The following is a 25,233-nucleotide window of genomic DNA, read 5'->3' on the forward strand; positions in this document are numbered from 1 at the left end:
TATGATGTTTCTTTGCAGCAGCTATTATAGCTTGATCAGTTTGATCACCTTCCGGCGTTTACCCTGTACCGCTTCCAGCACATAATACCCTTTCTGATATCGGGCGCCTAGTTGCAAGCGGCTGCCGATGGATACATTGTCCCTGACCTCTACAATCCGGCCAGCCTGGTCAAATACCCGTATCATTACTTTTTCATTGGCAGCACCCTGCTTCAGGTGCACCGTGAAATCGTGGTAACTGGGAATCGGTGACACGACGACTTGAAAATCACCGTCCGTGACTACGGCATCCGTAGTTGCCGTAGCCGTCGTCGATTCCCGCAGGGTAATGATGGTTGCTTCGTCCACCACACCGTTGCAGTTGTTGTCCTTGCCGTCTTTCAACTCTGGCGCGCCGGGATAGATCGTAGGATCGTAGTCATGGCAATCGTCACCGCGGGTCACATAACCCGTCAAGGGAACCGCTGAATAAACAGCTCCTTTGTCGCGGCCATAACCATCCTTGTCCACATCGGGATAAAACCACTGCTTGGGGAGTCCCTCATCGATCAGCCCATCACAATTGTCATCCCGACCATTGGGCAGTTCGGGCGCTCCGGGATAGATGGTCGCTTCCCAATCGACACAATCACCCGCTATCAGCACCATGCCGGCAATCGGTATGGCAGACAACTTCGAGCCGCCGTCGCGACCAAATCCATCATGGTCGGCATCGATATAATATCGTTTCATTGGTAATCCTTCATCGATCTCACCGTCGCAATCATTGTCACGGCCATCGGCCAGTTCCGGTGCACCCGGATAGATGGCGGCATCCCAATCGATGCAATCACCGCCTACCAGCACCATGCCGGCAATCGGTATCGCCGACAACCTTGAACCTCCGTCGCGACCAAATCCATCATGGTCTGCATCGATGTAGTATCGTTGCAGGGGTAATCCTTCATCGATCTGTCCGTTACAGTTGTTGTCTTTCCCATCGGCCAGTTCTGGTGCACCGGGATATACACTGGCATCCCAGTCGATACAATCACCGCCTACCAGCACCATGCCGGGAATTGGTTTCGCCGACAATACGGAACCACCATCGCGACCAAATCCGTCATGATCCGCATCGATGTAATAGCGTTGCAAGCCACAACCTTCATCCACCAGCCCATCGCAATCATCGTCGATGTTATTGCCACAGATCTCGGTAGCGTTGGGATGCACGGCCGCGTTGTTGTCATTACAATCCTTGTTATTGGTTACATAACCAGCCGGAGGAGCACAGGTGGTACCTTGTTTCTTATCGGTAGGGGAACCAAATCCATCTCCATCCGCATCGCGGTAATAGGTAATGATGAAGCCTTCATCTATTTCACCATCGCAATCATCATCCACGCCGTTGCACACTTCCTCCGTGCAGTCGTCAGTGATCCTGATGGCGGTTTCCGCTATCAGCTTCATAGCTTCCACGTTACCGGTATTGTCTGCAGCTATCACAAAAAAACCATAGGTGTTACCAGCTGCACCGGAGAACTGGAGAGCTGTGTCGGCACTCGCAGCCTGTACCGGTTTGAATACACCGCCATTCTCCGACACATACAAACTATAGTCGCGTACCCCCGACCCACCGGCATCGTCGACCCCATGCCAACTGACGCGGAAGGACGCCTCCTTACCCGTGGCAGGCAATGCCTTCACCTTACTGACCGGAGCTACCGCATCGATGGTGTTGAAGATGGACGGCGTTTCAATGGCCGCATTGACATCGAATACGATGCTGGCTTTCGCATGGAGGGTATCACCAGTCTGCGTATCGGCTCCCGGGCTGATGGTATAGGTAACGAAGCCCTCGCCCTTGCCGGTAGAATCGTTGATCGGCAAAAAGCCCAACAATGCATTGGCTGGTGGCAATCCGGTATTCGGATCTTTCGACTCGAAGATCCAGAACACTTCGCGTTTTGTAACATCGATACCAGCTACCACATCTACCACTACACCCAGCGAATCCAGCAGGTTGAGGCGGGTAGTATAATAAGTTTTATCGGCCGGTACCGCAAAGGTCATATTGGCAAAACCATAGTCACCGAGGCGCAGCGAATATAGATTGGCATTGGCATCGATGGGATGGTTGATCTTCACTACCTGAGCTGGCGCGGAAGCAAACTCCGGATCATTTTCGAATCGCACCATATACGAATGACGCTTCGACCTGGCGATCATCTTCGCCGGCCCATAACCCTCGGGGCCTACAATATCGTTGGGGTCGCGTGAACATACAATGGGAACAAAAGTGACCTGGCCGCCCTTTGTTTGCGAGCAACCTCCTTCCAGATCCTTCACCGTTACGGAATAGTAACCCGAGGAACTGACAGTCTTCACGCCGCCCGGCCAGCTGTATTCATAATTGCCCGAGCCATTGGAAGCCGAAGCCACCAGGGTGATCGAGGGATTTTCGTCCTGGCAGAACTGTACCGATCCGAAGCCCGCTACATCCACCTGCAGGCCCTTATCCTCCAGCTCGAAGTCTTTGGGAAATTCGCATTCCGTATCCTTTCTGCGCACCACAGCGGTGTGTTTACCGCCAGCAAGTTTCTTGAAAGTATTGGAGGCCTGCCAGGGTGAACCATCTACCCGGTATTCGAACGGACCTTCATCGCCTGTCACTACGATCTTTGCCGTACCGTTCTTGTTCTTACAATCGGTGGGCGGCGTAGTCTCCACCTCGATCTCCAGGTCGATGAGCTTGAACTCATGCAGGTCATCCTTGCGGGTCACGCCGCCGGGCTTCCAGGTGTCATCGGGTTGGTGTTTGTCCATCATCTCGCCCGACTTGGCACCTTTGTCACCAAAACCCTGCAGGCCGTTATCACATAGGTCGTGCCCATCGATCTCCAGTTTGTGTGGTCCTTCCGGTCCCTCCTTCGTCAGCTCAGCAGGGATCTCGAATTCGAAGATCTTGCCATCACCGCCGCCATCGTCGCCGCTGGCCTGGTCTTTCCAGTTGAGGCCTGGCACTTCCACCGTTACATCCTTCATCGGTTCGCTGAATTCGATACGGATGCGGATAGTGCCACAGGCTTTCTCATCGTTCTTATCTTCTTTGAAGGTCAGCTTGTTCGATCCTGTGTTCCAGATCCAGCTGCCTTTGTATTTGAACTTACCACCTTCGATCTCCACCACCTTCGCATACGGTCTGAAGTTATCGACCTTGAACTCTTCAAATTCGGTTTTGCTATGCTTCAGATCACCCAGTACAATGCCTACCCGGTACCGCAGATCGGGAAACAACGCCTCGTCAATGATACGCGCTTTGTTGTAACCGGGCCGGTAACCATTGGGCTGCGATTCGGACTTACGGGCATCAGTGGCCCAGTACTGCTCTTTGTCGATTTCCGTCGTCAACCCTTTTTCCCCTTTGGTATTGGTCACCGTATAGGAAAACCACTGCTTCCAATCATAGCCCAGCGGCGTACTCGGAATCTTACTTTGGAACTTGTCATCGTAATCGACGATCTGGGATACCAGCTCAAAGTTTGGGGTGCCAGGGTCGCTTTCGTACCAGATATTGGAGTTGAAGACTACATACGGTTTGTCTTTCGTCTTGACCGACTTCTGCCAGTCACCCTCTTCAAACTTCTCTATAAAATACCCCACCAATCCAGGATTGGTCCAGGGATTGTCCCTCGATTGCCGGTCAATGGCTTCTGCAATGATGTCGACACCGTTGTGCACCTTACCATCATCATAAAACTCCTCCAGGTCGGGCGCCTTCTTATAACGGATTTTTTTGCCGTCCTGGTTCATATCCATCAGTTCGGGCGCCATCAGGTAGGGATCCCGGTGTGCCCCGTTTTCAAACAAGGTGAAAGGGTTCAGTTCCAGGTCAGGCAATTCGGCCGGCGAATAACCAAAGTGGGTATGGTTCGAGAGGCCGCCCCAGGTACCCGTATGAATGGTGCCGATCTTTTCACCCATCTCTACCGTTTCTCCTTCTACAATATTGCCGGGTATACCACCAAGGTGATTGAACGACAGGAAATACTCGACGCCGCGGATCTTAACCAGAATGATGACACCGGTGTCGCTGGTCGTTTCTCCCGGACTGGCCGAGGCCACGACGCCGCCAACCGGCGCACGTACGATCTCCCCATTCCTGTCATTAGGTCCTTGCATGTCTACGCCTTCATGGAAGTATTTTTTGTTGTTCGTTCCGATGGCTTGTCCAAAACCATGCAGGATGTCGTGACTTTCATGCGTTGGATCGCCGGGCTCTGTCACAGGCCAGGTCATCTGGAAACCGTTTCCTTTCACGTTCGACTCTTTCCAACTACCATTGATCCTTTCACGCACCTGGTAATAATACCAGTTGCCTTCATTCAGTCCCTCGTCGAGGTAAAATTGAGCGGCAGTATCCCGGGGTTCCCAGGCACCCCAGGGACCGTTATTGACCCGCCGGCGGAATTCGACCGAATCGGAACTGGCAGACCGGGTCCACTTGACCAGCATCTCCCCTTTATACAGGCTGGGATAAGCCATTTCCATTCTTAGCTGTTGCGCCCTTCCGGACAAACTGCCCAGGACTGCCGACAGGAAGATCAGCGTACAGAGAAGCCGGCGGCGTACAATATGTTTCATATAAATCAGGAATTAAATAGTGTTATTTCAACCTTACAGATATATACTCGAGTTCGGTGCCTACCTGGATCGTTCCATTTGCGATAGTACCCCGGTGGGTATGGATCAGTCGGCCCGCCCGGTCGTATACCATCGTTTTCATGGTATACTCGTTGGAAAAGAACATGGACACAGCCACGAACTGGTTGTCTTCGGTAAAGTATACCCGCGACAGGTGGGCAGCAGGCAGCATTACCGACCAGTTCTTGTCACCGGCAGCATTATAGACAGAAAGCAAGTACAAAGCCTTTCCTTCCCGCGCCACATTGCCTGCAAAGGCCAGGGCGCCATTGTTGCCAACAACCGCCATATAAGGCTTTTTGGCCAGCAGGCCCAGCGAACGGATCAGTTGACCGGAACCATCATAAACATTGGCGTAACCGTTGGTGGCCGAATGGTTGTACAGCGTATCGCCAAACACCCAGATCCTGCTGCCGTCATTGGCCACGGCCACATGCGTGAGCGCCGGTACCAACGCTTCCAGGTTCCTGCCGGAAACGTGGTAATACAGCGCACCATCCCTGTTCTCCCCTTTGATGGAAAGGCCCTGTCGGTCAGCCACCAGCGAATCGGTGCCCGGTGTCTGCTGTACCCGGCCCGCTATATTGAAAGTATCGGCAGGCTCAGCTGGCTGGGCATAGGATTGCGTTGCGGTCAGCAGCAGCAGGCAACAGGCTATGCCGTGCGGGAAGGCAAACCGGCGTTTTATGTATTGAATCATTGCTTTCATGGTTTGTCGTATTGAATGAATCTTATTGATCATTATCCATCAGCATGAAACCCAGCACGGTGGTGGCCTTCGCATATACGATGACCGTTCCTTTCGCACCCGGGCGCAAGCGCCCGGCCGGGCCGCCCACTTCCTGCAAATGCAGGGTAAGCGTCTTGCCGGCAGTCTCTATATCGCCTGGCTTCAGGGCAATGGGCGCTCCGCCAAGGCTGGTAACCCTGACCACCGGATTGATGATATCGGTATGGCCGGTATTGGCAAAGGCCACCTGGAAGCTTAGCACATTGGAGGGACGGGCATTGGGTGGGCTCACGATGCTGGTACTCAGCACAGCCCCTGTACCGGCTACCACGGTAAAACTTTGCGGCAGTACGGCCGTGTCGCCGTCGATATTTTCCGCTACCACATCGTATACACCGGCAGCAACACCTTGGAGGTCGATGCGGGCATACAGGCTGGTAGGATTGATGATCTCCACACGGGCAGCCTTTACGGATTGACTGCCCTGCTGCAAACAAATGGTACGTACCGTATTCAATTTAGCGCCCTGTACTAGCACCGTCACCTCACCGGTATTGCCGCCTTCCTTGGCCTCCACTGTCCGTATGTCGAAATGTAGCACGGAAGCTTTCACCGATACAGATTGCGCTTCCAGTGTCCGCGTACGGCCATGGACGAGCACATAATAGGTACCGCTGCGCAGTGCAGGGATGATGATCTCCTGGTTGGCCTGGTAAGGCACCTCACCCGAAAGATCATGAACGGCCATACCCGCTACATCGCCGTAGCGCACATACATACCATTATCACCTTTGGCCGTATCACCCTGTAGCGTGATCAGCAGCGAAGCGCCTACCAGTGAATCGGGTACATCGAAGCGGTAGTATTTATCTTTTGCATGACCAAGGATGGATTGTTTTACCTGTTCCGGTTCGAGCGCTTCCATAGCTACCTGTACAGGTTGCCGTGAAGGAGAAATATTATTGTTTTCATCTACCTCCGGCATATTGTTCTGCACATCCGCATGTACCAGTGCATAGTATGGACGCAGTGATACGCCCTTGAGCGAAACGGACATCGACTGCTCTATGGCTCCGCCCGGCGCCAGGTTGGCACGTACCGGAATAGAACCCACCAGCACATCCGCTACATCTTTTACATCATCGGCCGACAGGAAAATGCTTTGCAGGAAAAACCCATTTGCCGGATGAGTACCCGTGTTGCGCACTTTCCACTTGACCATCACTTCCTCGCCCGCCTGGGCCGATGCAGGCACCTGCACATCGGTGACGACCAGGTCCGACAGCTCGTCTTTCACGATAGTGATCAAAGTGGTGGACAGGTTCTCTTCTGCGTTGTGTTCGTACACGTTGTCGTTGGCATCCGATTGGAAAATGAGCACATGATTGCCCAGGTTGGTCATCGGTAGCAATACTTCCATACTGTCTTGGTATTGGGCACCCGCAGCCAGCGCTCCCTTGCGCACAAAGGCGCCCAGTTGCACATCCAGCGGATCGAGATGAATATCTTTAGAGAGGAAGATCTTTTCGGTCCAGCCGCTCTTGTTGGTAGCGCCAGTTCCTTTGTTCTGCACCACCCATTTTACCGGGAGCGGTTGGCCGGCAAAACCTTCATCGGGGATTGTCAACTTCGTTACCACCAGGTCGGCAGGCGGCGTCAACACGATACCGATCGGTACAGGTTGACCGCCGTTGCGTACCAGGCCATAGTTGTTGCCGGGCTGTGCATCATAGTTTACATTTTCCGGGTCGGCTACTACCAGCAGGTAAAACCGGCCGGCAAGCCCGTTGGGAAGCTGCAAGGTCTGTTCGCTGGTATAAGCTCCTTGTGCAGGCAGATCGCCCCGGTGTACAAAAGATTGGAGGCGCTGATCATTGCCATCCCATACCGTATCGGCAGAGAGATACACGGCATCGGTCCATTGTCCCGGCAACGTAATAGCCTCACCCTTGTTCTGCACTGTCCATTGCACGGAGAGGGGCATGCCCGATTGTCCACTTGCCGGCGCGATGACCGGACCAACGACAATATCTACCGGAGGATATTTTTTGATATAGAAAGCCTTGCTGCGGCCTGTATTGTTATTGGAGTCTTTGTGTTCGTACAATTGGTGGCCGGCATTGGTCACCACGAATAGATAGTAATCACTGCCACCCACATGGCCCGGCAGCATCACCGACGTAGACACACGGTACATACTGTCTTTATCGATGGCCGCTTGTTGCCCAAGCGTGCGCAACAGCACTACTTTGGCAGCATCCCAGGTCGGTTGTTGGGATACATAGATACGGTCGGTCCAGTTGCTGTCGTTGGTAGACCGGTTGCCTTTATTCACCACCGTATAGCTGATGGCTGCCAGTGCACCGCCGGCGGCCTGGTCGGGCACCGCTATAGCACTCACCTGCAGATCGGCCCAGGGGCCGAAACTTACCTCGATCGCTGCCACGCTACGGCCGGTATTGTTGTTTTGGTTGGTTTCATAAACAGTATCGGTCACGTCTGTTTGAACATATAAGTAATAGCTTCCCGCAATGCCTTCCGGCAGTACCACAGACACCGACTTGCCGGTATCACGCCCGGCCTCGAGGCGGCCGGTCGCATAGCTATGCAGTTTCACGACGGTGCTGCTGGCAGCATCGAAAGCCGGACTTTTGCTGATCAGGATACGGTCGGTCAGCCGGGTATTTTCAAGCGCACTGCCATTGTTTTTCAGGGTATAGTGGATATTGATCGCCTGCCCGGAAAGACCAGCAACCGGCATAGTGAGTTGAGCGATGGAAAGATCGGGTGTCGAGACCTGCATGGGCAGAGGGCTAACAATGATATTGTTGTGCTCGGCCTCGTATTCAAATACTTCCTTGAATACATCTGTTTGTACCGCCACATAAAAAGTGCCGGCGAGATGCCTGGGCAAGAGGAAGGTTCTTTCAACCGGGTAGAACTCACCCGCATTCAAAGCTGTCGATCTTGTTACCGTACTCAACTCAATAGCGGTCTGCGCGTTGAAAACAGGTGTGGTAGAAAGGTAAACAGCATCGCGCCAATAGGTATTGTTGGTAGCAGCACCGCCAGCATTGCCTACCTTCCAGCGCAATGTTACTTTACTGTTTTCCGCAGCGGCGGCAGGGGCTTCGATAGCCTGCACCACAAGGTCTACCGGAGGCGCCTGGATGATATTGACGATGCCGCTCTTGTTGGTATTATTGTCTTCGGCCGCATGCTCATATAGGTCATCGGCCCAGTCGGTTACTACATGCACGTAGTAATTACCGGCAACCGTATCTGGCAGGCGTACGGTCATTTTCTGCGTGTAACTGCTGGTGGACGTGAGCTCAGCGCCATGGTAAAGCATGCCGAGTTTAACAGCCTTATTCCTGTCCAGAACTGCCTCCTTTGTCAGGTATAGTACATCCATCCAGCCCGCACCGCTCGCTTTGCCGATTCCGTCATTGTTCACGGTCCAGATCACTTCCACCAGTTGGCCCGAGAAGGCATTGTTTGGCGGGGTAACCGTACTCACCTGCAGATCGGGCGGCGGCGTAAGTTGAATATTGACAGGAGTTGCACTGAAGCCAAGGTTGTTGGCATCGTCCTTTTCCAGCAGCTGATCGTAATCGTTGGCTGCTACGATAAAGTAATATTTGCTGTAGAGGCCATTGGGCAGGTTGAAGGTAGCGGTTCCGGTGTAACTGCCACCGCTGTTGAGGGCGCTGGTATTGGCTACCGATATACAACTGATATCATGTTCATCGAGCACCAGGTCGGTAGAGAGATAGACCCTGTCGAGCCAGTTACGATCGAGTGTAGCACCCTGCCCCGCATTTCTCACTTGCCAGCTTAGCGAAATAGACTGGCCCGAAAAAGCCGTGGCGGGCGCCTGTACATTGTTGACTGTGAGGTCGGGCAAGTGGCGCAGCTGGAAGGTCTGCACGGCACTTTCGAGCAAGGCACAGACACCACGCGCCACCACACGCCATTTATAGGGCTTGCCATACTCCAGCAGTGTGCTGTTGTATAAAGTATGGTTGATATCCGTGATCCCTTTGATCAGGGGCACCTTGGGTTGTACGCCCTCGGCGGGCCATACATAAATATCGTAAGAGACCGCTTTTTCTACCGGGAACCAGGAGAAGGTTAGCGGAAAGGACACGCTGGTATTCCCGTCCGAAGGCAGCATCTTGCCGATGGAGCCGGTCAGCGGATTGGAGATTACCTGCACGGCGAGGGTACTGGCCGATCCGGCTGCACTACAATCGGAGGAATAGGATACTGCTATCTGGTGGCTGCCGGGTGATGACCACAGCACCGTGATTTCATTACCTTCGGCTTCAACTGCGACGCCGTCTACCGTCCAGTGATAGGTGGCGCCATACACCAAGGGCACCTGATAAATAGATTCAAACTGCAGGCAGCCGGTAGGATCGCCCGTTATGGCGCCCGGCTTTTTGACCGGCACACATACCGTGGCATCTTCAAACACCATCGTTTGCGCGCTTTCATTGAATGCAAAGGCACGCACTGTCACCGAACCGACACCGGTGGTGATCAACGTATCGTCTTCAACATACCCGGGGCCCGACAAAACATTATAAACGATCTCTTGTCCATTGCTGGCAGTAGCCTTGAGTGGGTAACGCCCATCGCCATCTTCATCGACGGGCAGGGGAAAGCTGATTACCGGTGCATCTTGTTTGATCCAGATGAGCAGGGTGGCCGTGGTGACCTGTTGCGGATGGCCATTGTCGGTGGCCGTCATGTAGAGAAAATGAAAACCCGCATTACAAGGGTCACCTTCTATTTTGATCTTGATCCGTGAAGTGGGGCCATTGGTGACGGTATAGTTCAGTTTGCAGATCGATCCTTCATCGGCCAGCACTTCGGTGGTCACCGTTTGGCCCGCTTCTGGTGCAGTAAAGAAAGGTTCGATCTCTATGGTTTGTCCCACATTGAGCTCGATGACGCGGCTCAGTTCATCGTAGTTGAACTGCGGAGGCAGGTTGGGTAGGGTCCGTACATCGTACGAGAAACATTTGTTGGCCAGGTATTGAATACCGTCATGCTGGCCGCCGGGACCATCGTAGCTGTCATCCAACTTTCCAAATCGGCCGATCTGCTGGTAGTACTGGAAAAAATCGCCATTGATACCTACGAGTGCGGGGAAATCGCCGGCTTCGTAAGCAGTAGTCCACTGCATATCGCCGTAGTTCATTTTCAGGTTGGTGTTGGGGCCCAGCAGTTCGTCGCCGGGTACACCGATGATGACCTGGAAGGTATTGAGTTTGTCGCCTTCCTGGTCAGCATAGCCAACATGGTCCCAGGTTACGATGAGGTGAGTAGGTGTTACCTTGTAATACACCTGGCCGCTGTTGGCGTGGCGGGTATCGACATCGCCCCAGAAAGGGGCGATCACGGGTTGGTAATAAGGTAGCGCGATGGGCAGGTACTCTTCGATCGGCTCGGTAAAAGAGATCGTACCATCCGTATTGATATAAACTTCGTTGTAGGTAGTACCGTACAGGTTGAACGAAAAGGGAAGATGAATGGCGTCGGAGCTGTTGCCGTCACCACGGGGAAGCGCCGTAAAAGAGGCGTCGACCGGCACGAGACAGGCAGGCGCAACGAGCGCCTTGTTGGTGATAACTCCTTTGGTCGTCGCAGGCGATTGGTTCTTTACAGGCGATTGGGCCGCTACCTGCGTTTTGCGTGCCCGCAGGGCGCTTGCGCCAGGTGCTACAGCCTTGCGTTTACTTTTCAGGAGGAGCTCCTTCCAGGCAGCGCTGCCGGAAGAGAGGTCTGGCTTAGGAGTGATCTGGGCATTGCTTTCGATGCCTGCCAGCAAGAGGAGCCAACAAAAAAAAATGACCCGCAATATGATCTTCATTGTATAAAAGTTGAACGATATGATTCAGTTGGTTTAGTATGGGCACAGCGAATCCCTCACCCGGTCTGCGCATGAATTTGCCTGCCGGGCATAGGAAGTTCGATGCAGGCCCGGGCCTGCATCACCTTGGTAAATGCTAAGTGATAATGGATTGAAACCTGCCTGGCAGGGTTTCGTTGAGGGGGTGATTCAGCATAGAGCAAGGCATAGCTAATCGGCACGGAGTAGGCATAAAAACAACTTGCTCACGATAAACTTTCTCAAAAGTAGTGGACCGTGGATACTACAATCACCACTATCTGACGAATTGTTAAAATTTCCGATCAATTGAGGAAAGGTATGCCTGTATAGATGGAGTGTATAATTAGCGTCACGAATGGTGGAGGCATGTTTTACCGGAGTACATTTTTTACATGTAGGTAGTCCAGCGTGTGTTGAAATAATCTGCGAAGATGAACTTGGCTAGCTTCAATTGTAATTGTAAAACGATCCTGAATTTTCATTAACTTTAGTATTACCAGCGGAAATAGCTCATTTGGTAGAGCGATAGCTTCCCAAGCTATAGGTGGCGGGTTCGAGCCCCGTTTTCCGCTCCACTTGCATCAACGCCTCATTCAGGTCGTTACCGACGTATTAGCTCCTGCGATCAACGGCTTCTTTGCATCACTGCCAAAGAACCGCCGCGCCCCCTCGCGGCCGCTTTCCAGCAACTCCTCCACCACCTTCTTCGGCAGCTTGCGCACCCGGCCCGAATGATTCAGTGTGCTGATCGTCACTGTACGTTTCCATTGACTGGTATTTGCCGCCTCCGGACTGACCTTATCGATCAGCGTTACATACACCGCTTTCATATAGTCTTTGAGGCTTTTAATGCGTATGGGCGCATTGCCCGCATGCTGGCGGTTATAGGCGATCTGCTCCGGCGACTCCATCATCAGCCCCAGGGTTTCCGGGTTCTCCATCATCACATTACGCGGCAAGTGTATCCCACTCACATACTTCGACGAATCGAACAGGAACAAGGGATAGTTACTCAGCGCACCACCATCCACCATCAGGTGCAGGCTCACCCCTTCCACCTTCTTATCGTACACCGCACCACAATCGTCGATCAGCACCGGTTTAAAGTACAGGGGAATCGATAGCGAGATGCGTACCGCATCCTTCACCCGCATATGCGGGTATTGTTCGTATGAAAAAATGCGCAGACATTGGTAGGTAAGGTCAGTGCCCGTTATATAGAGGTCTTTGTATCCTTTGGTCGCACGCAACCGGTGCAGCTCACCCAGGGTGATATCACCATTGCCCGTTTTCGCAGCGATCAGGTCATGCAGCCATTGGCTGATCTTCTCTCCTTTGTAGTAACCAAAATCCTTCTTCAACCGGTGTACGCCCGTTCCGAAGAACCACGATCCATCATTGAATTCCTGGGGCTTTACATAAGCCGTCAATTGCAGAATCTCACAGGGTGTATAGCCCACCGACAGCAAGCAAGCCTGTATCGCCCCAGCCGAGGTCCCTCCTACCCGCTCGATGCCTTTCAACACCTGCAGGCTATCCAGTACTTCAAAAGCCCCGGCATAGGCAAAACCTCGCACCCCGCCGCCTTACAGCACCAGGTTCTTATAACAAACCGGCTGCGCCATGGCCGTACCGGCCAGTGACACTGTCAATAATGCGATAAGTAGTATTTGCTTCATTCCCTGAAAATACCAGAACAGGTCCGGAAGCAAAAGCACCTCAACCCATTTAACGTTTTTTTAGACGAGTCTTCAATCACTTTTCGCCCGAGAATAATACTCATGGAGGATTGAAAAATATTTCGGTAAACGCAACGACACCAGCTTATTAAGCGTCTAATGTAACCGCCATCACCTACCTGCCTTCTCAACCTTGCCGCCGGGCAGCGACAGGAGCCAGTAATGTCTTCTACACCCGCCCCTACGACGCCCCCTTATAGAGACCTTACCGAGACCTTATAGAGACCTTATAGAGACTTTACCGAGACTTCATCCCCTATCCGCTCCATACCTTACCCAGTTCTTACAGGTATCAAACGGTAGCTTCTGCCACTTTCTCCCCCATAAATGCCCGGATAATGCCTGACTACGACTTCCACCTTGCCCGCCTCATCACACCCCCTACGACACTCCCTGCCTACTCCTATACTACTTCTATATTACTCCTATAACACTCCTATACTACTGGTATAGCCATATACCAGTAACATACCAGTCTGATACCAGTCCCCTACCACTCTCCCGCACGGGTAATAGGAATCCGCAGGCAGTCGCCATAAACCCCGAACGAGGTTTCAAAGCATTAAAGTCAACAGGAAAGCCGCTTAAATAGGTTTACCGATGGGCGCAGCGGCTGCCGGTTTTCCAGCCGGTTGTTTCGCCGGAACGGCTTTCACTGGCGTACCAGTGCCCTTGGCCGGCATGGCCTTGACCGGGGCACCGTTACCCGCCACCTGCTTCACGGGCATGGCCTTTCCACCGCCCTGCAAAGGCGTTGGCTTCTTCTTGCCACTGCCCGCCAGGTTGGTGAAATTGTAGCTCACCGTCAGTCGGTAACTGCGCGTGCGCGCATTGCTGAAAGACTCGAGGTTGTAATTGGGACCAAAGGTGTACGTAGTATATTTCTGCTGGAAGATCGGATCGATCGCGTTCAACGTGAGCACCAGCTTCTTGTTAAACAGTTTACGTTGCACAGCCAGGTTCATTCGCACGTTGCTGCGCACCGTACCCTGCGGATTGGCAAAACGGTTAAGCGTGAAATTGCCATTTACATTCCATACATCCAGCGGCGCCCAGTTGGTATTGAAACTGGTCGTGATGGAACCACCATCGCGGTATTTGTTCTTCTCCTTGTCGTACTGGCTGTACTTATTGTAGGTATAGCTGGCACTAAAGTTCATCCGGAACTGTTTGGAAACCGTATAACCACTCCAGGAACTGATTTCATATTCATGGCGGTCATCGATATTCTGCCAGGAGGTCTCCGTTTTGCCATCGGGCAACAAGGTACGGATCTGGCTGAAGATGCTTTGCACCACATTATAGCCCATACCAATATTCGCGTAGTATTTATCGGTATTGCGCCCAACCACCACATCGAAGTTGTGTGCCATCGTTGGCTCCAGTTCGGGATTACCATAGCGCAGGTTGTTGGGATCACCGTAGTCGATACTGGGGTTCAGCTGGGTGATACCTGGCCGGCGGATCGTTTTCCGGTAAGAGGCACTCAGGTTCACAATATCTTCCCAACGTTTGTTGAAATTAACAAACGGCAGCCAGCTCGTATAATCGTTGTTGACGGTTGTTTTGTCTTTCAGGTCAAACTGGATTTCCGTCACCTCTGCATTCACCCCCGCGGTGATACTCATCAGTTCCGTGATCAGCTGCTTCATCGAGAACCGGGCATTGTGCACACCCTGCCGGAAACCGAAATCATTACTCAACACATCACTCTTCACATATTCATTATCAGGCTTCCTTAAATATTGTGTATTCAGCACCACATGGCTGGCGTCGACCACTGTACCGGCACCCACCGAAAAGGAAGTACTCTTGTTATCGAGCAACTTATCGTAGTTGACACGTACGCTGTAGCCATGGTTCCAGCTATCGTTCAATTGTTGCTGCGTACTGTCTACGCCAGTAGGCGTACGATCGGGCTGCAGGAACTGCTGGAAGAAAGTGCGGTCATTGCGGTTGTAAGAATAATTGGCGCCTGCGATCAGCCGCAGGGTTTCCCCTGGTTTCTTGCCCTTGTGGGTATAGGTCAGGTTCATCGCCGGATTCAAGTTCTCGCCTTCAGTTTGCACATAGCGGTTGCTCAGTTTGCTGATCTGCTCAAAACGGTTGAGGTTGGTATACTCGTTTTCACTGCGGTTCCTGAAATCATTGTAATTGAACAGAAGCAATACGTTCACAATATTGTACCGGTCGATATCATAATCGATGCTCAGCCTCGCCCCCGGCCGCGTATTGCGGTTGCGGTAACTATTGGTGGTATTGAAGAAGTTGGTGGAATCCTTATAGATATTCTCCCGCTTGGAATACCCGTTGCCGCTAACCCGGTTATCGCCCGTGTTGACGTTGAGGTTGATGGCCAATCCCTTTTTCCTGAAGTTGAAATTGCCACTCACATTGCGCTCTCCATTGGTCCCGGCAGACACCGCCAGGCGGGCGCCAGCCCCTACCCGACCTTTGCGGGTGATGATATTGATCACACCGCCCTGTTCGTTCGCATATTGGGGTGGTGGGTTGGTCATGACTTCAATGCGCTCGATCATACTGCCGGGCAGTGATTCCAGAAAATCCTGCAATTGTTGGGCATTCAGGTCTACCGGTTTATCATCGATGAGGATACGGGGCTCTTTACCGCGTACCACCACCTTGCCATCCGGATCATTGGCTACCAGGGGCACACTTTTCAGCAGTTCGCTGGCCGTGCTGCCCGCACTCAAGGCCGACTCGCCCGCATTGAAGGTAATATTGCCATCCCGGCTCTGGATCAGCGGTTTTTCTGCATACACCACCACTTCCTGCATCTGGTCGTTGGTGCCGGACTTCATCACCAGGTCGTTGAGGTTGAAGTCGAACCGCTCGGTACGGAAATGCAGGCTGTCGATCACCAGCGGCTGAAAACCCACGTAGGTCACCTTGAGGCGATACCAGCCAAAAGCGATGTTGGAGATCGAAAAATTACCGTTCTTATCTGTGATGGAAGATCGGCCGGTCAGCGAATCGGCCATCAATTGAAGTTCTACAGTGGCATCGGCCACGGCTTTTTGTTTATCATCGAGCAGGTTGCCGGTGAGGATACCTGGCGACTGGACCCCAGATTCTTGAGCATTCAAGGAAAAGGTCCAAATGATAGCAAATATCAACAAAAAGCAGCGGTGTAGTAGGGTCATGCAATCGTAAAGTTAACTTTTCATGAATAATATCTAAAACCTTTGGTTCAAAAAGTAGATTTCAGGTATGAGCGGAAAAGCCGTTTCTTTCCCCCAGTGTCGTGCTCATGATGGCACGCCGGGATTCGCCGTTCAGGGGCATATTCCGGCTTCGGAAAGCAGCTTCGCTGGCAATTTCCCGCAGCGGGTTCCCGGAACGGTGAAATGCTGACCCATCGCCGCATAGGACGCTTTTTCAGGTCCGGCCCTTGTACACCCATTCCCGTTTTTTTAACCCCATTTTCATTTACCGCCAACCATTCAATCGTTTATAGAAAATCAGGTAAACGCGGACCCAGCACCCCTGCCATCCTGTCATTGTTTCTCCCTCATTTTAGCTATCTTTGCCCCTTTCAAATTTTCAACAGCTGATGCCGGATCTGATTACCCATACCAAACAGGACGAAAGTCGCCAGGGAGAGGCCTACGCGCCATTTGTGAATGACCCTGTTTCCTATGGCAAGAAGTTTTACATAGAGAGTTATGGATGCGCCATGAATTTCTCCGATAGTGAGATCGTGGCTTCTATCCTGCAGGAGAATGGTTTTGGCGCCACCCGCAATTACGCTGAAGCCGACCTCATACTGATCAATACCTGCTCCATCCGCGAAAAAGCCGAGCAAACCGTGCGCAAGCGGCTCAATGACCTGCGCACCATCAAGGAAGACAAACCCGGCGCCCTCATCGGCGTATTGGGCTGTATGGCGGAGCGACTCAAGTCCAAACTGCTGGAAGAAGAAAAGCTGGTTGACCTCGTGGTAGGTCCCGATGCCTATCGTACCCTACCCGGACTGATCGAAGAAGCCAATGACGGTCAGAAAGCCGTGAACGTACTGCTCAGCCGCGAAGAAACCTATGCCGATATTTCCCCCGTTCGATTGAACAGCAATGGCATCAATGCCTTTGTGAGCATCATGCGGGGTTGTAACAATATGTGTTCCTTCTGCGTGGTGCCCTTTACCCGTGGCCGCGAACGAAGCCGCGATGCGGACTCTATCGTGAAGGAATGCCAGGATCTTTTCAATCAGGGCTTCCGCGAAGTAACCCTGCTGGGACAGAATGTGGACAGCTATTACTGGAACACGGGTGTCAATGGCGAGATCGTCGTGACCTTTGCCCAGTTGCTGGAACGAGTAGCCCAGGTAAGTCCCTTGCTGCGGGTTCGCTTCTCCACCTCCCACCCCAAAGACATTACCGATGATGTACTGCATACCATGGCCCGGTATGAGAATATCTGCAAATACATTCACCTCCCCGTACAAAGCGGTTCTACGCGTATCCTTCAGCTGATGAACCGTACCTATACCCGTGAGTGGTACCTGGCCAAGGTAGACCGCATCAAAGCGATCATGCCCGACTGTAGCCTCAGCTCCGATATCATTGCCGGCTTCTGTACCGAAACGGAGGAAGACCACCAGGATACGCTGAGCATCATGGAATACAGTGGCTACGATTACAGCTATATGTTCTTCTACAGCGAACGTCCAGGTACGCTGGCAGCCCGTCGCTACCAGGATGATATTCCTGAAGACGTCAAGAAGAGAAGGCTCGATGAGATCATCAACATGCAGCGCAAGCTGAGCCATGAAAGCAACCTGAAGGATCTGGGCAAAACCTTCAAGGTCCTGATCGAAGGAGATTCCAAAAAGAGTGACGCAGACTGGATGGGGCGCACCAGCCAATACAAGGTGGTCGTTTTTCCGAAAGCAGGTCATGCACTGAACAAAGGAGATTACGCGATGGTTACTATTGACGATTGTACCGGCGGTACGCTGCTGGGAAAGATCGTTCAATAACACCGGCTGTATATACAGGAAGATGGCAGGAATTGTGAAACCAGATTAATTGAGCTAAAAGAATCGTGACTATGGATATCCAATCAATCAAAAACCGCTTTGGCATCATTGGCAACTCACCCGCATTGAATTATGCCTTGCAGGTAGCTGTCCAGGTAGCCAATACAGACCTCACCGTACTGATCACCGGAGAAAGCGGTGCCGGTAAAGAAGCCTTCTCCCAGATCATTCACGCCTTATCCAACCGTAAGCATAACCCCTTCATTGCGGTCAACTGCGGTGCCATTCCCGAAGGAACCATCGATTCCGAACTGTTTGGTCACGAAAAAGGATCCTTTACCGGTGCGGTAGATTCCCGCAAAGGCTATTTTGAAACCGTCAACGGCGGCACCATCTTTCTCGATGAGATCGGTGAAATGCCTCTGGGCACTCAGGCGCGCCTGCTGCGCGTACTGGAAACCGGCGAATTTATCCGCGTAGGTTCTTCCAAAGTACAGAAGACAGATGTACGCGTCATTGCCGCCACCAATAAAGACCTCCTTGAATTCACCACCAACGGCAAATTCCGGGAAGACCTTTACTACCGTTTGAGTACCGTTCCCATCCGGGTACCTGCGCTCCGCGACCGGAAAGAAGATATTCCCCTGTTGTTCCGCCGCTTTGCTGTTGACTTCGCAGAGAAATACAAAGCCTCCCCGATACAGCTGGAAGACGAGGCGAAAGATGTGTTAATTAACTATGGCTGGCCCGGAAATATTCGTGAATTGAAGAATATTGCGGAGCAGATTTCCGTTCTTGCCAGCGACAAGCAGGTAACAGGTCCGGAACTCAGGCGTTTTCTGCCCGACCGCGATGCGTCCAACCGGCTCCCGATCCTCGTGGGGGGCGGTGGCAGCACCAGCAACGGGCATGAGTTTGCCAACGAACGCGAGATCCTGTACAAACTCTTCTTCGATATGAAGAAGGACGTGACCGAGCTGAAGAAGATGTTTGTGGAGATATTGCAGAACCCCGGCATGGCGCAACAGCACCAGTCCCTGATCAATGAGCTCAAAGGCAATAAAGAGATCATGGCGCCGGCCATTATGCAACAACCAACCGTCACCACCGCGCAGCCGGTGATGCTGCACCACAATGACGACGCCATCCATCACCATGAAGAAGTGGAAGATTCCCTCAACATCATGGACATGGAAAAAGACCTGATCATGAAGGCGCTTAAAAAGCACAAAGGCAAAAGAAAAGACGCCGCCACCGATCTGGGCATCAGCGAAAGGACCTTATACCGCAAGTTAAAAGAATATGATATCAAGGAGTGACCTATCTACCATGAACGATAACCACCAATACAGGAACACCACGACCGGCTTACAACGCATCAGGCTCACCAGGATTAGCAACCGCCTCCTCGCGGGTATCATCCTGCCCGTATTGCTGCTGTTCAGCGGTTGCTACTCTTTCAAGGATGTCAGCATCCCCCCCGAGGTAAAGACCTTTCACATAGACCTGATCGGCAACAAAGCACGCTATATCAACCCACAGTTGAGCCCCCAGATTACCGACAAACTGCGGCAGAAGATCGTGGGCCAAACGAGGCTGTCGCCGGTGCAGGACAATGCGCATTACGAGATCTCAGGTACCATCACCGATTATTCGGTGACCACCTCGGGTATCTCAAACCAGCAGGCGTCCATCAACCGGTTGAATGTGGGTATCGAGCTGGAACTCAGGAATACCGTGAATCCCACCGATCCCAAGACGAATTTCAAGGCACAGGTGTCGCGCAATTTCGATTTCAACGCCAACCTGTCGCTCACCCAGGCCGAACCGCAATTGACACCCGACATCATCAAGAACATGGTCGATGAAATGTTCAACCGCTTATTTTCAAACTGGTAATCCGATACATGCAACAACACATTCATACGATTGTCAAACATTTTTTTCAAAAAGACAGCCTGCAGGAAGTGTCCGAGCAGACCCTCCGGCAATTTACGGAAGAGCATCCCTACTCTTCTGTAGGTCATTGGCTGCTGGCAAAGAAAGTGCATGACACGGCACCCGACCGGGCTGCCGAACAATCGGCAGAAGCCGTTGCCTGGTTCAACAATCCGCTGTGGCTCCACTGGACACTGCAGGAACACGAACCGGTAGCAGAAACCTTGTTCATTCCTTCCCCCAAGGAAGAAACGGTCGTACACCGGTACGAAAAACCGGTGGCACCGGTAGAAGAAGTGAGTGCGCCGGCTGTGTTGGCACCAGCAGCCCAGATCGCGGAACAAGTCGTTGCAGACGAAGTCGATCACCTGGAGGAGACAGAAATACTGATTCCCGGCGTATCGAGCCCCGTGAGCCTGGTAGAAGTCGCCACTGACGAAGAAGAAGAACCCGCCACCGCCGATCCCATCACCGGCATCACGCCCGATGCGGAAAGCGACTTCGAGATCACGGAAACGGTTGAAGAAAGCGTACCCACCATCTCCATTCCTGTCGATGAACAAGATTATACCGACAGCGAAGCGGAGGCAGACGATACGGAAGGGCCCGAGGAAGTGCACGATACACCGCTCCATATTTCTTTGCAAGGCATTGAGAACGTGCAGGATATTCCCGCTCCCCAAACCGACACACCGCCCCCTGCCCAGCCCTTACCGGGTATTGCCGGCCTCATGGAGGCCTTCAAGCCTGTACTGGCCGACAGCGAGGAACCCGTGTTTGAGCCCTACCATACCATCGATTATTTTGCTTCCCTGGGCGTCAAACTGCGCCAGGAAGACCTCAAAGACAAGTTGGGTATACAACTGAAGAGTTTTACCGAATGGCTGCGGGGCATGAAAAGGATCACCCCTACCACCCCGATTCCTGAAGAGATCACCCAGCAATTCGACGATGCCCTGGCACAGGTGATCCAGGAAATTGCCGGTCACTCCGTAGAGGGTAAAGAGGTCATCACAGAAGCCATGGCCGAGGTGTGGGTAAAGCAAGGTAGCAAACAGAAAGCCATAGCGATATACGAGAAATTAAGTTTGCAGAATCCCGCCAAATCCCCTTATTTTGCAACTCGTATTGAACAAATAAAAGCACTGTGATATGATTTTCTTCCTGATCCTGATCATTATAGCGAGCGTTGCAATGGGCTTGTTCATCCTCATCCAGAATCCCAAAGGTGGTGGATTGGCTGGTAACATCGCTGGCTTCAACTCCCAGTTCATGGGTGTGAAACAAACTACCGATGTACTGGAAAAAGGTACCTGGGTCATGGCAGTAGCCATCGCATTGCTTTGTCTGTCTTCTGCTTTCTTTATCAAAGGAGGCGTTAGCGATGTAAAAGACGGCAATATCCGCCCCAGCACACAACAAACTGCACCTGCCAGCACTGCACCAGTTCCTGGCGCATTACCTGCTCCTGCAGCCAAATAAGACAGCATAAACTAAACATATTCAACCCTGCCATTTACGGCAGGGTTTTTTATTGTAAATCCTTTGACTATTTTACAGCGTCAATCTTATATACCTATGTGGAAGAAGTTGATACTGATCGTACTGATTATCCTGTTAGCCGGCGCTGCATTCATCGGCTGGCGTTTCTTTCTCGGCAATACCCCGTTTGAAGAAAAACGTAAGTTCCTGTACATACGTACCGGTCACGCCAATTACGAAGAAGTGCTGCAGACCATCAAAGACAGCAACTTTGTTCGGAACCCTGGCTCGTTCGATTTCCTGGCCCGTCGCCTGGACCTGCCCGAGCTGGTGAAGCCTGGTAAATATGAGATCACCAAGGGCATGAGCCTGTCGGCCATCGTACGCATGCTGCGTAATGGACAGCAGTCGCCCGTCAACCTCGTGGTCACCAAAGTACGCACCAAAGAAGACCTGGCCGGTATCATCGGCCGGCGCTTCGAATGCGACTCCGCTTCGGTAATGGCCTATATGAGCAATGAAGATACCCTGCGCCATTATGGTTTCGATGCCAATACCATTATGGCCACTGTATATCCCAATACCTATACGTACTTCTGGAATACGACGCCACCTGCCATCTTCAAAAAGCTTTTTGCCGAATACAAAAAGGTATGGACACCCGAACGGTTGCAACAGGCACAGGCATTGGGTCTGAGTCCCGTACAGGTATACACCTTTGCCTCCATCATTGAAGAGGAAACACAGAACAACAGTGAAAAAGACACGATGGCCAGTGTCTACATCAACCGCTTCCGCAGCGGTATGCCCCTACAGGCCGACCCTACGGTGAAGTTTGCCTTACGTGATTTCACCCTCAAACGCATTTATGAAAAGCACCTGCAGGTGGAGTCGCCCTACAATACTTACCGCAACAAAGGATTGCCCCCCGGCCCTATCTGTACCCCTTCGCTGATCACCCTTGACAAGGTGCTACAGTCGCCGAACACGAAGTATTTGTATTTTGTGGTAAGCCCTGACCTCACCCGCCATATTTTTACGGAGAATTATAAAGATCATATGACCTATGCCCGTGAATTTCATAAGTCAATGGATGAAAGGGCCCGCAGAAAAGCAGCGCAGGATAGCAGTGCCGCTTCTAAGTAACAAAAGCCTGGAATAGCGATCATGACCAAACTGGAACGTATTCTGCTGAATTTACCGCCCGTTAAGTTCGTAACGGAGAAGAGCAAACACATCATTTTGCCCGGGTTCGATCGCGTGCCCCTGTATGATGTAGGCGTGTTCTTCATTCAGCAGGTCAACAAGGTAGGGCTTACAGAAAGGGCTTCGGCGGTGTCGTACAACTTCATCATGGCCATTCCGCCTACCTGCCTGTTCCTGTTTACGCTGATCCCCCAACTACCCTTTATCCGCCAACGGTCCATCCGCTGGCAGCTCAAATCGCTGATCCGGGAAATGATCCCGGCTCCCGAATACAACAAAGGCATCATTGACTTTGTCGACAGCTTTTGGGAAAGCAGCCGTATCGGTCTGCTGTCATTTGGTTTCGTGTTACTGATCTTCTTCGCCTCCAACGGCATGATGGGATTGATGCGTTCCTTCAGCAAGAACTACGTGGGTTTTCAGCGACGTACCAGTCTGCAAACACGATGGGCCGCCATCAAACTGACCCTGCTGATGATGGGGCTCATTTTTGCGTGCCTGGTATTGCTCTCCCTGCAGGGCATTGTACTGAACTGGATGGGTATCAGCAGCGAATTTGTGAAGACGGTAATCCGCAGTCTCCGCTGGGTTTTCTTAATAGCGTTAATCTTTTATGCATTCGGATTTATTTACAAATATGCGCCTGCTATCAAGAAACGTTGGCGCCTCGCCTCTCCAGGAGCCATCCTGGCTACCTTCCTCAGCATTTTGTCGACCGTGGGCTTCTCCCTCTTCGTGAGTATGTTTGGCAAATACAACGCCCTGTATGGCTCTATTGGCACCATCATTGTGCTGATGATCGTGATATATATCAATTCACTGGTGTTACTGATCGGCTACGAATTGAATGTCAGCATCCACTCGCTCAAGGCACTCGCAGAAGAACGGACCAAACATGAGACAAGCGGTCAACTGGTGAAGTGATTTTTTCAGTAACTTGTAGTAAACAAATTAACCATGAACAAGCTTGTAACTGGCCTGGTGCTACCGGTCTTAGCATTACTGGCCTTCACGATTAAGAACGACCCGCTGCCCATCGGTGCGGCCCTCCCCAAAGCAGACAACAAGATCAAAGATATCTCCGGCAAGGAGCTCACCCTCAAAAGCGCTACAGGCGACAATGGCCTGCTGGTCATGTTCAGCTGCAACACCTGCCCTGTAGTGATCAACAACCAGTCGCGTACCAACGAAGTTTGTCAGTATGCGCAAGACAAGAAGGTGGGCGTGGTATTGCTAAATGCCAATGAAGGCAACCGGGCCTCGTCCGAATCGCTCGAAGCGATGAAGCAGTACGCAACAGGCCAGGGCTTCAGGTGGTACTATGCCGAAGACAAGAACCATGAGCTCGCAGACGCATTTGGTGCTAGCCGGACACCCGAGTGCTTCCTGTTTGACAAAACAGGTAAACTCGTGTACCACGGCGCCATCGACGATAATCCAAACAATGCTGAAGCAGTTAATCGCAAACACCTTAAGGAAGCAATTGACGAAGTGACCACCGGTAAGGATGTGAGCGTAAAGCAATCCCGTTCTATCGGATGCTCTATTAAGAGGAAGTCATGAGCACCCCGTTTTTAAAATCTTGGCACGAAAGAGCCCGCCGGTATGGCGGGCTTTTTTTTATGCTTAAAGTGGTATGGCTGGATGGAAACGATCAGTTGCCGCTGGTCCGCCAGCAAACCCCAGTGATCTTCTTTACGAACATGGGTGAAAATGCACAGGCGGTTGCCTTTGTCGGCTGACCAATTAGTTGCTGGTTCCTTTAGAAAGCAGTATAGTCTTTGGGCAGCTTCCCTTTGCAATCATAATTGATCTGTGCAAGGGCACCGTAGTAGTAGCCGGCAAACTGTCCTCCTGTACTGCTCAATGTATAATGGGAAGGCAGTCCCGTATCGTGCCAGGCGGTAGCATAACCATTGTTGAGGCTGTAGTTGCGGTCGATAAACATCCAGATGCGGCTGGTGCGGTGCATACAGGGCTTGTTGTCATAAACTACACCGGGCAGCACCAGGTTGCCGACAGCATCGTAGGTATAATAAGTATGTAAGGGATTATCGGGTATAGCATACCATGTTTGCGCGGTATGAACGATACGCTCGTATTGATCATAGTCATAGGTCACCACGGCAACGTCATAATACACGTCGGGCGCCCCGTTGACCACCGTACCCCAGAAGTAAACGGTATCAGCTACTACCCGCCCCTTCTTGTCGTAGGCATACTGGTGCCAGAACTCGAAGAAGTTGTCGTCGTACAAGCCTATATAATCCGTGAGTTGACGCTTGTTGTTGTACCAGAACACACCATCGGGGTGGCCCGTACCTGTCTGTGACTGGCGCACCCGGCTGGGGTCGCCCCATTTATTGTATTCGATGTTTACTTTGATGGAATCCTGCTGATAGAGGTAGGTCATGTTGGTAATGCGGCAATCATCGATGGTGGCCAGCGGGTCTTTTTTGAGTTCCTGATCAACTTTCTTACAACCGGCAAAGATCATGGCAAGGAAGATCGCACTGCATAGCAGGTAGAATGGGTAGCGTTGGTTCATAGACAC

15 protein-coding genes and 1 tRNA gene are annotated in these 25,233 nt (G+C 52.0%); 10 read left to right on the plus strand and 6 right to left on the minus strand.

The annotated features are described in order from the left end of the window. Positions 1-24 precede the first annotated feature (24 nt). The 3 genes from P2W70_RS33130 to P2W70_RS33140 are packed head-to-tail and all read right to left on the minus strand — an operon-like array spanning position 25 to position 11,294. Positions 25-4,623 carry a MopE-related protein gene (locus P2W70_RS33130; protein ID WP_276485910.1) on the minus strand — a complete coding sequence of 1,533 codons (4,599 nt, stop codon included), beginning with the start codon at positions 4,621-4,623 and terminating at the stop codon, positions 25-27. 22 nt (positions 4,624-4,645) lie between these two features. Further along, on the minus strand, positions 4,646-5,392 hold the full coding sequence (locus P2W70_RS33135) for a YncE family protein (protein WP_276485911.1): 747 nt from the start codon (positions 5,390-5,392) through the stop codon (positions 4,646-4,648). 22 nt (positions 5,393-5,414) lie between these two features. Then, entirely contained in the window at positions 5,415-11,294 is a 5,880-nt protein-coding gene (locus P2W70_RS33140; RefSeq protein WP_276485912.1) for a CARDB domain-containing protein, read from the minus strand. Between the two features lie 520 nt (positions 11,295-11,814). On the opposite strand from P2W70_RS33140, the gene P2W70_RS33145 reads away from it, so the two are divergent. Continuing rightward, positions 11,815-11,890, plus strand: a tRNA-Gly gene (locus P2W70_RS33145). A gap of 18 nt (positions 11,891-11,908) precedes the next feature. Here P2W70_RS33145 and P2W70_RS33150 read toward each other — a convergent pair. Further along, positions 11,909-12,892, minus strand: a complete 984-nt coding sequence (locus tag P2W70_RS33150) for a patatin-like phospholipase family protein (RefSeq protein WP_276485913.1) — start codon at positions 12,890-12,892, stop codon at positions 11,909-11,911. Between the two features lie 746 nt (positions 12,893-13,638). Next, positions 13,639-16,161 carry an outer membrane beta-barrel protein gene (locus P2W70_RS33155; RefSeq protein ID WP_276485914.1) on the minus strand — a complete coding sequence of 841 codons (2,523 nt, stop codon included), beginning with the start codon at positions 16,159-16,161 and terminating at the stop codon, positions 13,639-13,641. A gap of 467 nt (positions 16,162-16,628) precedes the next feature. Between P2W70_RS33155 and miaB the strand changes: the two genes are divergently transcribed. The 9 genes from miaB (at position 16,629) to P2W70_RS33200 (ending at position 24,421) form a co-directional block, all read left to right on the plus strand. Next, on the plus strand, positions 16,629-18,053 hold the full coding sequence (miaB, locus tag P2W70_RS33160) for a tRNA (N6-isopentenyl adenosine(37)-C2)-methylthiotransferase MiaB (protein ID WP_276485915.1): 1,425 nt from the start codon (positions 16,629-16,631) through the stop codon (positions 18,051-18,053). A gap of 71 nt (positions 18,054-18,124) precedes the next feature. Continuing rightward, a complete protein-coding gene (locus P2W70_RS33165; RefSeq protein ID WP_276485916.1) occupies positions 18,125-19,372 on the plus strand; it encodes a sigma-54 interaction domain-containing protein in 1,248 nt (415 codons plus the stop codon). 10 nt (positions 19,373-19,382) lie between these two features. Next, positions 19,383-19,952, plus strand: a complete 570-nt coding sequence (gene lptE / locus P2W70_RS33170) for an LPS assembly lipoprotein LptE (protein WP_276485917.1) — start codon at positions 19,383-19,385, stop codon at positions 19,950-19,952. An 8-nt stretch (positions 19,953-19,960) separates the two neighbouring features. After that, positions 19,961-21,142, plus strand: a complete 1,182-nt coding sequence (locus tag P2W70_RS33175; RefSeq protein ID WP_276485918.1) for a hypothetical protein — start codon at positions 19,961-19,963, stop codon at positions 21,140-21,142. 1 nt (position 21,143) lies between these two features. Next, positions 21,144-21,473, plus strand: a complete 330-nt coding sequence (gene secG / locus P2W70_RS33180) for a preprotein translocase subunit SecG (protein ID WP_276485919.1) — start codon at positions 21,144-21,146, stop codon at positions 21,471-21,473. 96 nt (positions 21,474-21,569) lie between these two features. Next, positions 21,570-22,619, plus strand: a complete 1,050-nt coding sequence (mltG, locus tag P2W70_RS33185; RefSeq protein WP_276485920.1) for an endolytic transglycosylase MltG — start codon at positions 21,570-21,572, stop codon at positions 22,617-22,619. A gap of 21 nt (positions 22,620-22,640) precedes the next feature. Then, positions 22,641-23,603, plus strand: coding sequence for a YihY/virulence factor BrkB family protein (locus P2W70_RS33190; protein ID WP_276485921.1), 963 nt, complete (start codon positions 22,641-22,643; stop codon positions 23,601-23,603). Between the two features lie 33 nt (positions 23,604-23,636). Next, positions 23,637-24,242 (plus strand): redoxin family protein, encoded by a 606-nt coding sequence (locus tag P2W70_RS33195; RefSeq protein ID WP_276485922.1) that lies wholly within the window; start codon positions 23,637-23,639, stop codon positions 24,240-24,242. Continuing rightward, entirely contained in the window at positions 24,239-24,421 is a 183-nt protein-coding gene (locus tag P2W70_RS33200; protein ID WP_276485923.1) for a hypothetical protein, read from the plus strand. Before P2W70_RS33195 ends, P2W70_RS33200 begins: the two co-directional genes overlap by 4 nt. 20 nt (positions 24,422-24,441) lie before the next feature. Here P2W70_RS33200 and P2W70_RS33205 read toward each other — a convergent pair whose 3' ends face one another. After that, positions 24,442-25,227 carry a hypothetical protein gene (locus tag P2W70_RS33205; protein ID WP_276485924.1) on the minus strand — a complete coding sequence of 262 codons (786 nt, stop codon included), beginning with the start codon at positions 25,225-25,227 and terminating at the stop codon, positions 24,442-24,444. Between the last annotated feature and the right edge of the window lie 6 nt (positions 25,228-25,233).

It is taken from the genome of Paraflavitalea pollutisoli (assembly GCF_029360705.1).
In the GTDB taxonomy this organism is placed as follows: Bacteria; Bacteroidota; Bacteroidia; order Chitinophagales; family Chitinophagaceae; genus Paraflavitalea; species Paraflavitalea pollutisoli.